The organism is Martinezella sp. CNPSo 3964 (assembly GCF_057784375.1).
Window position 1 is genome coordinate 58,603 of sequence record NZ_JBXSOW010000011.1, and the last position, 14,174, is coordinate 72,776.

General features: G+C 59.8%; 14 protein-coding genes. 4 read left to right on the forward strand and 10 right to left on the reverse strand.

Annotation, left to right across the window (positions count from 1 at the left end; translation table 11 throughout):
- Nucleotides 1–32: 32 nt before the first annotated feature.
- The 7 genes from AC13Q5_RS27620 to AC13Q5_RS27650 form a co-directional block, all read right to left on the reverse strand.
- On the reverse strand, nucleotides 33–1,427 hold the full coding sequence (locus tag AC13Q5_RS27620; RefSeq protein ID WP_488503944.1) for an NAD(P)(+) transhydrogenase (Re/Si-specific) subunit beta: 1,395 nt from the start codon (nucleotides 1,425–1,427) through the stop codon (nucleotides 33–35).
- Between the two features lie 10 nt (nucleotides 1,428–1,437).
- Entirely contained in the window at nucleotides 1,438–1,836 is a 399-nt protein-coding gene (locus AC13Q5_RS27625) for an NAD(P) transhydrogenase subunit alpha part 2 (RefSeq protein ID WP_075851668.1), read from the reverse strand.
- A gap of 1 nt (nucleotide 1,837) precedes the next feature.
- Entirely contained in the window at nucleotides 1,838–3,001 is a 1,164-nt protein-coding gene (locus AC13Q5_RS27630; RefSeq protein WP_075851669.1) for a Re/Si-specific NAD(P)(+) transhydrogenase subunit alpha, read from the reverse strand.
- Nucleotides 3,002–3,111: 110 nt separating this feature from the next.
- Nucleotides 3,112–3,336, reverse strand: a complete 225-nt coding sequence (locus tag AC13Q5_RS27635; RefSeq protein ID WP_075851670.1) for an aa3-type cytochrome c oxidase subunit IV — start codon at nucleotides 3,334–3,336, stop codon at nucleotides 3,112–3,114.
- A gap of 230 nt (nucleotides 3,337–3,566) precedes the next feature.
- The gene (locus AC13Q5_RS27640) at nucleotides 3,567–5,882 is read right to left on the reverse strand and encodes a putative bifunctional diguanylate cyclase/phosphodiesterase (RefSeq protein ID WP_488503857.1); all 2,316 of its coding nucleotides are present in this window, start codon (nucleotides 5,880–5,882) and stop codon (nucleotides 3,567–3,569) included.
- Between the two features lie 230 nt (nucleotides 5,883–6,112).
- The gene (locus AC13Q5_RS27645; protein WP_075851672.1) at nucleotides 6,113–7,219 is read right to left on the reverse strand and encodes a TRAP transporter substrate-binding protein; all 1,107 of its coding nucleotides are present in this window, start codon (nucleotides 7,217–7,219) and stop codon (nucleotides 6,113–6,115) included.
- A gap of 113 nt (nucleotides 7,220–7,332) precedes the next feature.
- Nucleotides 7,333–7,533: a hypothetical protein gene (locus AC13Q5_RS27650; RefSeq protein ID WP_488503858.1), complete on the reverse strand. Its 201-nt coding sequence runs from the start codon at nucleotides 7,531–7,533 to the stop codon at nucleotides 7,333–7,335.
- Here AC13Q5_RS27650 and AC13Q5_RS27655 point away from each other — a divergent pair.
- Nucleotides 7,511–8,299 (forward strand): gamma-glutamyl-gamma-aminobutyrate hydrolase family protein, encoded by a 789-nt coding sequence (locus AC13Q5_RS27655; protein ID WP_488503859.1) that lies wholly within the window; start codon nucleotides 7,511–7,513, stop codon nucleotides 8,297–8,299. The two genes, AC13Q5_RS27650 and AC13Q5_RS27655, sit on opposite strands and share 23 nt — an antisense overlap.
- Here AC13Q5_RS27655 and AC13Q5_RS27660 read toward each other — a convergent pair whose 3' ends face one another.
- The 3 genes from AC13Q5_RS27660 to AC13Q5_RS27670 form a co-directional block, all read right to left on the reverse strand.
- Complete coding sequence (locus AC13Q5_RS27660) at nucleotides 8,300–9,268, reverse strand: 2-hydroxyacid dehydrogenase (protein WP_457878898.1); 969 nt, start codon at nucleotides 9,266–9,268, stop codon at nucleotides 8,300–8,302.
- A 125-nt stretch (nucleotides 9,269–9,393) separates the two neighbouring features.
- Entirely contained in the window at nucleotides 9,394–10,413 is a 1,020-nt protein-coding gene (locus AC13Q5_RS27665; protein ID WP_075851675.1) for a LacI family DNA-binding transcriptional regulator, read from the reverse strand.
- 121 nt (nucleotides 10,414–10,534) lie between these two features.
- A complete protein-coding gene (locus tag AC13Q5_RS27670) occupies nucleotides 10,535–11,047 on the reverse strand; it encodes a MarR family winged helix-turn-helix transcriptional regulator (RefSeq protein WP_075851676.1) in 513 nt (170 codons plus the stop codon).
- Nucleotides 11,048–11,133: 86 nt separating this feature from the next.
- Here AC13Q5_RS27670 and AC13Q5_RS27675 point away from each other — a divergent pair, with 86 nt between their 5' ends.
- From AC13Q5_RS27675 to AC13Q5_RS27685, 3 genes are all read left to right on the forward strand, one after another.
- A complete protein-coding gene (locus AC13Q5_RS27675) occupies nucleotides 11,134–11,925 on the forward strand; it encodes a creatininase family protein (protein WP_488503860.1) in 792 nt (263 codons plus the stop codon).
- Nucleotides 11,926–12,065: 140 nt separating this feature from the next.
- Complete coding sequence (locus AC13Q5_RS27680; protein ID WP_488503861.1) at nucleotides 12,066–13,175, forward strand: CobW family GTP-binding protein; 1,110 nt, start codon at nucleotides 12,066–12,068, stop codon at nucleotides 13,173–13,175.
- A complete protein-coding gene (locus tag AC13Q5_RS27685; RefSeq protein ID WP_488503862.1) occupies nucleotides 13,175–14,164 on the forward strand; it encodes a WD40 repeat domain-containing protein in 990 nt (329 codons plus the stop codon). The genes AC13Q5_RS27680 and AC13Q5_RS27685 overlap by 1 nt, the downstream gene beginning before the upstream one ends.
- Nucleotides 14,165–14,174: the final 10 nt, after the last annotated feature.

Genomic DNA, 14,174 nt, shown 5'->3' on the forward strand with positions numbered 1-14,174 from the left:
AGAACCGCCGCCCTTGCGAGCACAGAAGCAGCTTACTCGTTCATCGCCTTGACGATTTCCTCGGTCACTTTCTTGGCGTCGCCCAGAAGCATCATCGTGCCGTCCTTGTAGAACAGCGTGTTGTCGATGCCGGCATAACCGGAGCCGAGCGAACGCTTGACGAAAAGGCAGGTCTTCGCCTTGTCGACATCGAGGATCGGCATGCCATAGATCGGCGAGGTCTTGTCGTCGCGCGCCGCCGGATTGGTCACGTCGTTGGCACCGATGACATAGGCGACATCGGCCTGGGCGAATTCCGAATTGATATCCTCGAGTTCGAAGACCTCGTCATAGGGCACATTGGCTTCGGCGAGCAGCACGTTCATATGGCCTGGCATACGGCCGGCAACGGGGTGGATCGCGTATTTCACTTCCACGCCATGCGCCTTCAGCCTATCCGCCATTTCGCGCAGGGCATGCTGGGCCTGCGCCACCGCCATGCCGTAGCCCGGCACGATGATGACCTTCGAGGCGTTCGCCATCAGATAGGCGGCGTCTTCGGCCGAGCCGAGCTTTACGGTCTTGTCGGAATTGTCCGCTCCGCCCGAAGCCGTCTCACCGCCGAAACCGCCGAGAATGACCGAAACGAAGGAGCGGTTCATGCCCTTGCACATGATGTAGGAGAGGATCGCACCCGAGGATCCAACAAGCGCGCCGGTGATGATGAGCGCGAGATTGCCGAGCGTGAAGCCGATGCCGGCGGCCGCCCAGCCGGAATAGGAATTCAGCATCGACACGACGACAGGCATGTCGGCGCCGCCGATCGGCACGATCAAAAGCACGCCGAGCGCGAGCGAAAGCACGACGACGGCCCAGAAATCGAAGTGGCTTTCGCTTGCGGCAAGACCGACGAAGAAGAACACGATCAACGCGAGCAGGATGGCGTTGATGATGTGCCGGTTCGGCAGCAGGATCGGCTTGCCGGACATACGTCCGTCGAGCTTCAGGAAAGCAATGATCGACCCGGTGAAGGTCAATGCGCCGATCGCGACGCCGATCGCCATTTCGATGCGGGCTTCCGTATGGATATGGCCAATTTCGCCGATGCCAAAGGAGGATGGCGTATAGAGCGCCGAGGCGGCGACGAGGACCGCCGCCAGACCGACCAGCGAGTGGAAGCCTGCGACAAGCTGCGGCATCGACGTCATCGGAATGACGCGGGCGATGTAGGCGCCTGCGCCGCCGCCAATTGCAAGGCCGAGGATGATCAGCACGAAGCCGCCGAAGGACGGAGTTGCCAGCACCAGCGTGGTGACGATGGCAATACCCATGCCGATCATACCATAGAGATTGCCGCGTCGGCTGGTGGCTGGATGGGAGAGCCCGCGCAGTGCCAGGATGAACAGCACGCCGGAGACGAGATAGAGGAAAGCCGCGATATTGCTCAGCATGCCGCCCTCACTTGTCCTTTTTCTTGTACATCGCCAGCATGCGCTGGGTGACAAGGAAGCCGCCGACGATATTGACCGAGACGAGCACCAGCGCCACGAAGCCGAAGCCTGTGGCGAGACCGCTTGCTGAAATGCCCACGGCCAGCAATGCACCGACGACGATGACCGAGGAGATGGCGTTCGTGACCGCCATCAGCGGCGTGTGCAGGGCCGGCGTCACCGACCAGACGACGTAATAGCCGACGAAAATCGCCAGCACGAAGATGGCCAACTGGAACACGAAGGGGTCGATCGCACCGCCCGTCGCGGCGCTGACGACCTCAGGCGCCTGCGCGGCGGCGGTCGTGACGGCGGCAACGGCATCGTTCAGTTGCTGGAGTGCCTGGTCCATTGCTTGGCTGGCCATCTCAGAGATCTCCCTTGTTGACGGTCGCCTGGTCCGGGTCGACGAAATTCGGGTGCACGACTTCGCCGTCATCGGTCAGCATCGTCGCCTTGATCAGCTCGTCGGCGCGATTGAGGCCGAGGCTCTTCGTATCCTTGTCCACCATCGTTTCCAGAAAAGTGACGAGGTTCTTGGCATAGAGAGCCGATGCGCTGGCTGCGATCCGCCCGGACATGTTGGGATAGCCGACCACCCTGACGCCTTCGACCTCGGCGACCTTGCCATATTCGGCGCCCTCGATATTGCCGCCGCGTTCCACGGCCAGATCGACCGCAACGGCGCCAGGACGCATCGCCTTCAGCATGTCACGCCCGACAAGGCGCGGCGCCGGCCGCCCCGGAATGAGCGCCGTAGTGATGACGATATCCTGCTTGGCGATGTGATCGGCGACGAGCGCGGCCTGCTTGGCCTGATACTCTTTCGACATTTCCTTGGCATAGCCGCCAGCGGTTTCAGCCGCCTTGAACTCTTCGTCCTCGACCGCGATGAATTTCGCGCCGAGCGAGGCGACCTGTTCCTTGGCTGCCGGGCGGACATCGGTCGCCGAGACCTGCGCGCCGAGACGCCGCGCCGTGGCGATCGCCTGCAGGCCGGCAACCCCTGCCCCCATGACGAACACCTTCGCCGCCGGCACAGTGCCCGCCGCGGTCATCATCATCGGCAGTGCCCGGTCATAAACGGCCGCAGCCTCGATGACGGCCTGATAGCCGGCAAGGTTTGCCTGCGATGAAAGGACGTCCATCGACTGCGCACGGGTGATGCGCGGCATCAGTTCCATGGCGAAACTCGTCAGCCCGCGACGCGCCATCTCGGCAAGCGCCGCCTCATTGCCATAAGGGTCCATGATGGCGATGACGATGGCGCCGTTCTTGTAACCGGAAATCTCCTTGCTCGTCGGCCGCCTGACCTTGAGCACGACATCGGCGGCTTTCGCATCCTTGATGGAGCCGATCCGCGCACCGGCGGCTTCATATTCGGCATCCGGGATGCGCGACAACCCACCCGCGCCGGCTTCGATCACGACATCGAAACCGAGGCTCCGCATCTTCTTTACCGTTTCAACGGAAGCCGCAACACGCGTCTCCTCCGCCACGCTTTCCTTGGCCACGAAAACCAGATTGCTCAACGACGACACCTCGCATCAGACGGCGCCGCTCCTGAATGCGGCGGCGCTGTAGCCTGCAGAATCATGGGAAAGCGCGGGCGATCGGCCCGACATCGGTCAGCGCTGTAATATCAGCGCAAGAGGACGACGCTGGCGATGGTCAGAACGATGAAGATCAGGACGCCGCCGAGGAAGCCGGCATGGCCGAAGAAACCGGCCGCCATGGCGATCAGCAACGCGGCAACGATCGCAGATCCGACCTTGGCGCCCGAGATGAAAAGATTATAGGTCTTCTCATGCTCCTTGTAGTCCATGGCAGCGCCGGTTTCAGCCGGTCCGGTATGATGTTCGGCCATTTAGAATTCTCCCCTCAATCCTCTCCCCCGACAGACGATATAAACCGGCGGCTGGAGTTCGTCCTCAAAAGCTGTGGTAACCCGTAAGGAGATTACCGCAACCGATTTCCTCCACCGAGGCGTTACACAAAGCGAGGAAAAATGCAATGCACGAGAAGGTCGCAGGCGGACATAGGCTGACGGAATCGCTGGCGGATTTCGAGTATGCCCAATCGACACTTCGCCGCCGGCTAGGTCGTGGCATCGGACGGCAGGTTTCTGCCGACACCCAACTGCCGCCGATTAAGACTAGCCACCCTCTCGACAACCTGCTCCTGCGGCACCGGAGGCGAAAATACATAACCTTGGATGATATCCGCCAGATTCCGCTCGACGACCAGCGCCAACTGCTCCAACGTCTCGACACCTTCGATCACGATATGAAGACTGAGCGCGCGGGAAAGATCGACGATGCCGCATAGCAGCTTGAAACGGCGGCTGTCCGTCGTGATGTCACGAACAAAAGACCGGTCGATCTTCACGACATCCACCGGCAGGGTATCAAGATAGCTGAGGCTCGAAAATCCCGTTCCGAAATCGTCGATCGCAATCGTGATGCCTCTGGCACGCAGATCGGCGAGGATGGAGCGAACGGTCGCCACCTCATCCATCAGGCAGCTTTCGGTAACCTCGAGGTGCAGGCGGGACGGCGCCAATCCCGACGCATCAAGCGCCGCCATGACGATTTTGACAATCTCTCCATTGCGCAGATCCTGTGCCGAGAGATTGACGGAAACCGCGAGCGGCGCAGGCCATGAAGCGCAATCCTTGCAGGCCTGGTTGACCATGAAGCGGGTGATGCCGGCAACGATACCCATTTCCTCGGCAACCTGCACGAAGAGATCGGGCGGGATCGAACCCTTTTCCGGATGAATCCAGCGCGCAAGCGCCTCGCAGCACTCGATGCGGGAGCCATCCGGTGTGAACATCGGCTGGTAGACGGCCTGAAGCCTGCCGGTTTCCACCGCCTCGCGCAAATCATCCTTCAGCTTCTGCCGTTCCACATAGCGTGCGTCCATCTCCTGCTCGAAGGCGCTGCAGCCGCCCTTCAGCCGCGACTTGGCATCGAAGAGCGCGAGATCGACCTTGATCTGCCACTCCTCCGGGCGAAACTCCCGGTTGGACATGGTCATGTATCCACCGCTGACGGAGATCCGCAAACTGTTGTCTTCCACGCTGTACGTGCCGGCCATCGCCGCATGCAGGGTGCGGATGCGGGCATCGATATCCGGGACATCGTCTTCATTCGGAAAGAACAGCACGAATTGATCGCCGACAAGACGAGCGGTAATCGCTGCGGTGCCGGCAAGCTGCTTCAGGCGCTCGGCTATGGCGACCAGCAGGCGGTCCCCGGCAACATGCCCCTTGGTATCGTTGACGTGTTTGAAGTCATCGATATCGAGAACCAGAATGCCGATGCGGCTTTCCCGCTTGCGCGCAGCCAGCCTTTCCTTGACCAGATCCATGAAATATTCGCGATTCGGCAGCCCCGTCAAAGGATCATAGCGCACCATATGCAGGATCTTGCGCTCTGCCCGAATACGCACCGTCACATCTTCAAAAATCAGGATGACGATCCCATCGGCACGGCGACTGGCCGAAAACTCAAGGAACTGATCCTCGTTGAATTGAATGAGCGTTCGCGACAGCGTGCCACTGACGAGCTGCGCCAGTTGCCGCTGGATGAGCCCGGGCAGCGATCCGTCGATGAAGGAATGACGGGCGCCATAGCGTAGCACAACATCGAATTCGCAGTCCTTGAGCCGCTCCGGATGGGCGAAATTAAGGAGCTCGCATGCCTTGCGATTGACGACCAGAATTCGGTTCTCGGCGTCCAGCATGAACAGCCCGTGCGTCATATTGTTCAGCGCAGTATCGAATCTGTCAGCAATCAGCGATATCTCGCGCGAAGCGATGATGTTCCTGTAGAGAAATTCGCGCATGCCATTCGCCATTGCGCGCGTCGTCAGTCCGAAAGGAATGAGCATCAGGGAAGCGATTGCCTTGTAAGGCTGCTGCAACAGCAGGCAGGCAATGACGATCGGCACGCAGCAGGCCAGAATCTGAAGATCGACCGCCCGAGATGAACCATAGTTGCGGCCGACGATCGACACCATCGACCCCATCGTGACGGCGATGCAGATGAATTCAGCCAGCGGATTCTGCAGGATGAGGATGGCATAGCCGCTGCCGATGCCGAGGATGGCCGCCGTCGCCGCCGCGCCGATCACATAGCGCGTTTCCCAGCCGGCAATATCAGCGCGCGTGAAGCCATTCTTGTCCGCGACATCAAATAGCTGGAACAAACGGAAGCGCAAGCCAAAGACAACCGCAAACGCCACGCAAAAGGCCAGATAGATGCCGGCATGCGTGCCCAGGAAAACGAGGGCATATGTCAGGATGTGAACGACCACGCCCGTGATGAGCGTTTTGCGGTTTCCGAAAAGCGAACTGACGAACGACAGATAAATATCCGTCGGCACGGTGTCCGGGCTTGGAGGCTTCATTCAGACTTCCCCTGATGCGGCGGACACCCTAGTGGAAACCCTTTAAAATTTACTTGCCCGAACAGAGCCCATTCGGACAGATTTTCCAATCAAAGCGGCAGCTTAAGTTGAAGCTGAATTATGATCAGCACTGCGCTGACGCAATGATTCCCGGCTCTCTTTGCCATGGATATAATGTTTAAAGCACTAATAAAGAAAACAATATATCACAAAAGACTTATGAAATACGATTACAGCTTGCCCGCCCGCTGCTGGATCATCATGAAGGTATCGAAAGTATACTCGGAAAGCTGCATCCAAAGATAGGCATCCTTCTTATAGGCGACCTGATCCTCATAGATGCGCTTGAAATAATCGTTGGATTTGGAGAGATCGGCATAGAGTGCGCTGGCCGCCTGGAAGCAGGCCTCCATGATCTCCTGGCTGAAAGGTCTGAGCGTCACCCCCTGCTGCACGATATCCTTCAGCGCCTGGGGATTTTTAACATCGTATTTCGCCAGCATATTGGTGTTGGCGAAGGCGCAGGCGTCGCCGAGGATTGCCTGATAGCTCTTCGGCAAGGCATTCCATTTTTCCAGATTGAAGAAGGCATGCACCACGGCACCACCTTCCCACCAGCCGGGATAATAATAGTATTTGGCGATCTTCTGCAGGCCGAGTTTCAGGTCGTCATAGGGACCGACCCATTCGGCCGCATCGACCGTACCCTTGTTCAGCGCATCATAGACACCGTTGACCGGGATGTCCTGCTGCGGCGCAACGCCGATCTTCTCGATCACCTTGCCGGCCAGGCCGGCGATACGCATCTTCAGGCCCTTGAGATCGTCGAGCGTATTGATTTCCTTGCGAAACCAGCCGCCCATCTGCGCGCCGGTGTTGCCCGCGGGCAATCCTAAAATGCCCTGCGTGGCGTAGAACTCGTTCATCAGCTTGTTGCCGTTGCCCTGGTAGAACCAGGCATTGGTCAGCCGGGCATTGAGGCCGAACGGCAGCGCCGTGCCGATGGCATAGGTCGGGTCCTTTTGCCAGAAATAGTAGGAGCAGGTATGCGCAGCATCGACGGCGCCGGCGCTGACTGCATCGGCGGCCTGCACACCGGGCACGATCTCACCGGCCTCATAGGTCTGGATGACGAAATTGCCGTTGGTCGCATCGGAAACATGCGCCGCAATATCCTCCGCACCGCCATAGATCGTATCCAGGCTCTTGGGGAAGGAAGAGGTCATCTTCCAGGTGATCTTCGGATATTCCTGGGCAACGGCCGGGCTCGCAAGCGCGGAGGCGGCAGCGCCTGCGCCAACGGTCCCTGCCCGCCTTATGAAGGAGCGGCGATCCATCGAATTCTCCCATACGGACGGCATTGCTGGGGAACGGCACGCTCCCCGTCATGGCGCAAGCGATGGAACTAACCATGCCGCACACGGTCTTTCAAGTTTGCTCTTGCACCGCATTATGGCGATTCCTGTACATCCACGTAAGGAGCCGAAACGAAGCCTCCTGAAAACCACTGCGCGTTGCCGCCCAGGCCGTATTCGCGTAAGTTCGTAAGACATAAATCTGCCTTCGGATCGACACCATGATCGTCCAGAGGTCCAATGAACAAGCGTTTGCAGCCTTCGGAGCCTTGCATGTCCAGACCGATCATCGCCATTCCCGCCGATATCCGCGAGTTCGATGGCACGAGCTGGCATGCGGTGCAGCTGCAATATGTGCGCGCTGCCGTGAAGGCTGCGGGTTTGATGGCGCTGATCGTCCCCGCGCTTGAGCACGACAACGATGCCGACGCCATTCTCGACCGTGTCGACGGGCTGCTCGTTTCCGGTTCGGCAACCAACGTGCATCCGTCTCTCTATGGAAAGGAGGCAAGGGAGAGCGATGGCCCCTTCGACCCGGCGCGCGATGCCACGTCGCTTCCTCTCATCCGCCGCGCCATCGAACGCGCCATTCCCATGCTCGCCATCTGCCGCGGCATTCAGGAGCTGAACGTCGCTCTCGGCGGCACGCTCGCCAGCGAAATCCAGGAGCAGCCGGGCATCTGGGATCACCGCAAGCCGCCGAATGTCGACCGCGACACGATGTATTCGATCCGTCAGAGCGTCTTCGTCAAGGAAGGTTCCTGCATCGCCCGCGTCGTCGGTCCTGGCGAAGTCCGCGTCAACTCGCTGCATCGCCAGGCGATCGCCGAGACGGCGCCGAGACTGCAGGTGGAGGCACTCGCCGAAGACGGCACGATCGAGGCCGTTTCCGTCATCGGCGCCAAGGCCTTTGCCGTCGGCGTACAATGGCATCCGGAATATTGGGCGGAAACGGATTCCCCGTCGCGCAAGCTCTTCGCCGCCTTCGGCGATGCCGTGCGCGACTATGCTTCGGACAAGGAGCGGCACACGACCGCCCCCCATCCGCAAAAGGCCGTCTGATCAGCCGCGCGGCTTGACTGGTGTTTCCGGTACTGGAGTGAGCGGCTGGCCTTTCGCGAACCATTCGATGACGTTGTCGACGACGAGATCGGCCATAGCATTGCGCGTCGGCACCGAGGCGGAGGCCACATGCGGCAGCAGCGAAACGTTGGGCAGCGAGAGATAGCCGGCCGGGACATTCGGCTCGTCATAAAAAACGTCGAGGCCGGCAGCGCCAAGCGTGCCATTGCCAAGGGCAGCGATCAGCGCGTCGTCATCGACGGACCAGCCGCGGCCGACATTGATGAACACGCCTTGCGGCCCGAGCGCTGACAGGATCTCCGCATTGATCACCTTATGCGTCTCCAGCGTCTTCGGCACGATGGAAATCAGCGTATCCACCGACTGCGCCATTTCCTTCAAGGTCGGATAGTAGTCGTATGGCAGGGAGTCGCGCGGCGAGCGCGTGTGATAGCCGATCTTTACCTTGAAGGGCTCGAGCCTTCTCGCGATTTCCAGACCGATGCGGCCAAGGCCGTTGATGCCGATGCGGCGTCCCTTCATCGAAAAGGGCGAGAGCGGAAAGGCCCCTTCCTTCGCCCAGCGCCCCTCGCGCAGCCAGCTTTCGGCGTTGTAGAACTGTCGCAGCGTGTTCAGCAGCAGGGCGATCGCGGTATCAGCGACCTCGTCATTCAGGACATCAGGCGTATTGGTGACGATAATGCCCTTGGAAGCAGCGTGCTTGACGTCGATGCCGTCATAGCCGACTCCGAAATTGGCGATGACTTCAAGATTGGGAAGGGCATCGATCCAGCCGGCATTAAAGCCGCCCGCAACGGCAACGCCGCGGATGCGAGCTGCGGTTTCCGCATCGATCTTCGGGTCACCATCGCGTTCGGCCGAAACAATATCAAACTGCTTTCCAAGCCTTTCGAGGACACGCGGGTGTATCTTCCCCGGAACGAGGACGGCGATGCGATTATCGGACATGGATCTTTCCTCTTGAGATAAGGTTCGTCGCGACGAAAACAATTCCGGAAAGATGCGTAGCGGCTTTCCGTCCGGAATCGCGTTAAATCAATGAGAAGAGCGACTCAGTGAAATGCTGAAACGCTCTAGCGAGCTTTGTAGGGCGCCGTGGACTGGCGAATGCGCATTTCCGGCTTGATAAGATGAATACCATCCGGCTCATGGCTTCCTGCCAACCTATCCAAAAGCGCGCGCGCTGCAAGCCTCCCGACCTCGGCCTGACCATTCCAGACGGTGGTCAACGCAGGTGTTGCGATCGCCGCCTCCTCCAGATCGTCATAGCCTGTGACGGAAATGTCCCGCCCGGGGACGAGACCGGCGCGTGAAATGCCGTTCATGAGGCCGATGGCGACCAGATCGTTCCAGCAGACAGCCGCCGTCGGCTTCTGCGGCAACGACAGGAAGTGCACCGCCGCCTCGAAGCCGCCCTGTTTGGAGCGGGCGCCGGGAATACGCAGATTGGGATCAACCTCGATGCCCGCCTTGCGCAGAGCATTGACATAGCCCTGATAGCGGTCGCGCCCTGTCGAGGTCTGATCCGTGCCGCCGATCATTGCAATGGTGCGATGGCCAAGGCTGATCAGATGGTTGGTCGCAAGCGAAATGCCGTAGCTGTCGTCACCGCGATAGGTCGGCAGGTCCAGCGCATCGATTTGGCGTGCCACCAGGATGGCCGGCATGCCGTTTTCTTCCGCCAGCTCGAAATCCTCCGGCGGCGTTCCGATCGCAGGCGACATGATGACGCCGTCGCCGCCGAGCTGCAGCAGCGTCTCGACAAACGTGCGCTGCTTTTCGACGGAATCATAGTGATTGGAGAGAATGAACGTATGGCGGCTGCGGTCGAGCTCGCTTTCGATCGCCTTCAGGATTTCCCCGTAGAAGGGGTTCATGATGTCGTGAACGACGACGCCGATGATGCCCGACCGCGATGTCCTGAGGCTCGCCGCGCGGCGATTATAGATATAGCCCAGCGCGCGGGCCTGATCCTTGATCTTCTCACGCGTATTGGCCGCGACCAATGGACTATCGCGTAAGGCCAAAGATACGGTTGCCGTTGAAATGCCCAGCGTTTCCGCAATCGTAGAAAGCTTAATCTTTTGCGCCACGCGCTCCCTCTCCAGTGAAACGCAGCCGTAAACATATTCCGTTCGTTTTACGATTCCGGAATTTTAAAATCTTTAATTAAAAGCTTTAATCGCGTCGCGCAACTCGAATTCTTGAGGATTTTCAGATTTCCTCATCATCCTCGTCGTCATCGCCGGCCTGGAGATTATGCTCGATCGTCTTGAGCAGGCGCACGAGCGAGCGGATTTCCTTTTCCGAGAAGCCGCGGGTCGCAAGCTCATCGCAGCTCGCCGCCGAACTTTCGATCTCGCTGACGCTGTTTCGCCCTGCCTCGGTCAGATAAACCTTGGTCAGGCGGGCATCGTCAGCATCCGGCCGCCTTTCGACGAAGCCTTGTGCCTCCATACGGCCGATCGTGCGCGTCATTGTGGGTGCCTTGACGCCGAGCTTTTGCGCCAGCGTACCGGCCGGCAGCCCGTCAGTCGCCGCAAGCGCGAGAATGACGCCATCCTGTCCGGCATAGAGGCCGCTCGCCGTCAGGCTGCGGGTCATCACCGTGCGCATGGATCGCGCCGCCTGCGTCAATGCCGGCGACAGATCGGCAAGCGTGTAGTCACGGTGATCCTTCTTCTTACCTGACTTACTTTTCTTCCCGACCTTGTTCTTCTTGCCCATTGTGATTCCGTTGACCTTTTCGCCGCGAAGTCATCACGCTATGACATTGCGCAGGTTATTGACATAAACAAGAGGCACACCCTCAGATGGCGCATCCTTTGCCATGTTTCGATGACAATGATGAAACATTGACGACTGAAGAGCGATCAAAATGGATCGCCGTGCTGCCACTTGCCGCCTATGAGCAACACGGACCGCATCTACCGTTCGAAACCGACACGCTCATTGCCGAAGGAATCGTCTCACGCCTCAAGGTTGCCTTGCCGGCAAATCTACCCGTTACCTTCCTCGCCGTCGAATCCATCGGCTACTCCATCGAACATATGGATGTGGCCGGCACGAAGACGTTGGCCTTCGACGAGGCGGTCAGGCGCTGGCTCGACATCGCCGGACGGCTGAATGGGCTCGGTATCCGTAAATTCGTCATGCTGAACGCCCATGGCGGCAACTCGCCGCTGATGACCATCGTCGCCACGGAAGCGCGCGTGCGCTTCGATATGCTGGCGGTCGCGACCAGCTGGACCCGCTTCGGCGTGCCGGACGGGCTGATCGCACCGGAGGACAAGGCGATCGACATCCATGGCGGCGATATCGAGACGTCGGTCATGCTCGCCCTCCATCCCGAAAAGGTCGACATGTCGAAGGCGGAAAACTTCCCGTCGCGCCAATCGAACTTCATCAAGAGCTTCAAGCATCTGCGTGCCTACGGCCCCCATGCCTTCGGCTGGAAGATGTCCGATCTTGGTAAGCACGGCGTCGCCGGCAATGCGGGTGCGGCGACGGCTGAAAAGGGCGAAAGGCTGATTACCCATGCCGTCAAAGGTCTCGTCGAACTGCTCGAAGATGTCGACAAATTCGATGCGACGACGCTGACGTAATCGCGCAGTCAATCCGGCCGCCCGCAACCCAATGTGATCTTATAACATATAAAAGCCTTTGAACTGACGCCTCCAACTCCTTATATGGAACCCGACCAATGTCTGCTCCCCGGGGCAACCTTCCATATTTCGAGGCTCCCATGACCGAAACAGCCACGCAAAAGCCCGTTCCCGTCACCGTTCTCACCGGTTATCTCGGCGCCGGCAAGACGACGCTGCTGAACCGCATCCTTTCGGAAAACCACGGCAAGAAATACGCCGTCATCGTCAACGAATTCGGCGAGATCGGTATCGACAACGACCTCATCGTCGAGTCGGACGAAGAAATCTACGAAATGAACAATGGCTGCGTCTGCTGCACCGTTCGCGGCGACCTGATCCGCGTCGTCGAAGGCCTGATGCGCCGCCCCGGCCGCTTTGACGGCATCATCGTCGAAACCACCGGCCTTGCCGATCCGGTTCCGGTCGCCCAGACCTTCTTCATGGATGACGATGTCCGCGCCAAGACCGAACTCGACGCCGTCGTTGCGCTCGTCGACGCCAAGCACCTGCCGCTGCGCCTGAAGGACAGCCGCGAGGCCGAAGACCAGATCGCCTTTGCCGATGTCGTCGTCATCAACAAGTCCGATCTCGTCTCTCCGGAAGAGCTCGCCCAGATCGAGGACATCGTCCGCGCCATCAATCCGGCTGCCCGTGTCTACAAGACGACCCGCTCCGGCGTCGAACTCGCCCGCGTGCTGAACCAGGGCGCCTTCAATCTGGAACGTGCGCTTGAGAACGATCCGCACTTCCTCGAGCATGGCCACGAGGATCATGTCTGCGGCCCGGATTGCGATCATCACCATCACGACCATGATCACCATCATCATGGCCACGATCATGACCACCATGACCATGACCATGACCATGATCACGACCATCATCACCACGGCCTGTCGCCGATCCACGACGTGACCGTACAGTCGGTTTCGCTGCGTGGCGGCGAGATGAACCCGGAGCGTTTCTTCCCCTGGGTTCAGAAGGTCACGCAGACGCAGGGGCCGAACATCCTTCGCCTCAAGGGCATCATCGCTTTCAAGGACGATCCGGAGCGCTATGTCGTCCAGGGCGTGCACATGATCATCGAGGGCGATCATCAGCGCCCCTGGAAAGACGGCGAAAAGCATGAGAGCCGCCTCGTCTTCATCGGCCGCGAACTCGACCGCGAAAAGCTGGAAGCCAGCTTCAAGGCGTGCGAGGCGTCCGCCTGATGCCGACTGTCGCTCCGCTTGATATCGACGGCCATGTTCTGGCCGTCGAATTTTTAGGTGACACCCCCTTCTTCGCCAGCGCCGCCGGCGCGATCCACCGCCTCGAAGGCGGCGAGAAGATCACCGAAGCCCATCAGGGGATGCTGACCTGCATCCGCGATCCCCATAGTGAGAGCCTAATTTCGGGCGGCGAAGACGGCAAGGTGCTGCGGATCGCGGCCGACGGCAGCGCGACGACGCTCGCCGAAGCGCCACGCAAATGGATCAGCCAGCTTGCCGCCGGTCCGCAGGGTGCCGTCGCCTATTCCTATGGCAAGAGCACCTTCGTGCGCCTTTCCGACGGCACGACGAAAGAGTTTGCCGAGGAGCGCACCGTCGAAGGCATCGGTTTCGCACCCAAGGGCCTGCGCATCGCCGTTGCCCGGTATAACGGCGTATCGCTGCATTGGGTCGGCATGAGCGCCCAGCCGGTCAATCTCGAATGGAAGGGCGCCCATACCAGCGTCACCTTCTCACCGGATGGCCAGTTTATCGTCACGACCATGCAGGAAAATGCGCTGCATGGCTGGAAGCTGGACACGAAGCCGGGCGCGGAAGCACGCCACATGCGCATGACCGGCTATCCCGCCAAGGTGAAGTCGCTCTCCTGGTCGAACAAGGGCAAATGGCTTGCCTCTTCGGGTGCTCCCGCGGCGATCGTCTGGCCCTTCCAGGGCAAGGACGGGCCGATGGGCAAGGCGCCGCTCGAACTCGGCACCCGCGCCAACATCATGGCGACCTCTGTAAAGTTCCATCCTGCCGAGGATATCCTCGCCATCGGCTTCATCGACGGCATGATTCTCGCGGTGCGCCTCGGCGACGCCAAGGAAGCGCTCTTGCGTCGTCCCGGCAAGGGTGCGATCACATCGATGAGCTGGAGCAAATCCGGCAAGCTGCTCGCCTTCGCCTCGGAAGCCGGCGATTGCGGCATCGTCGACGTATCCGGTTAAGCAGAAAGAC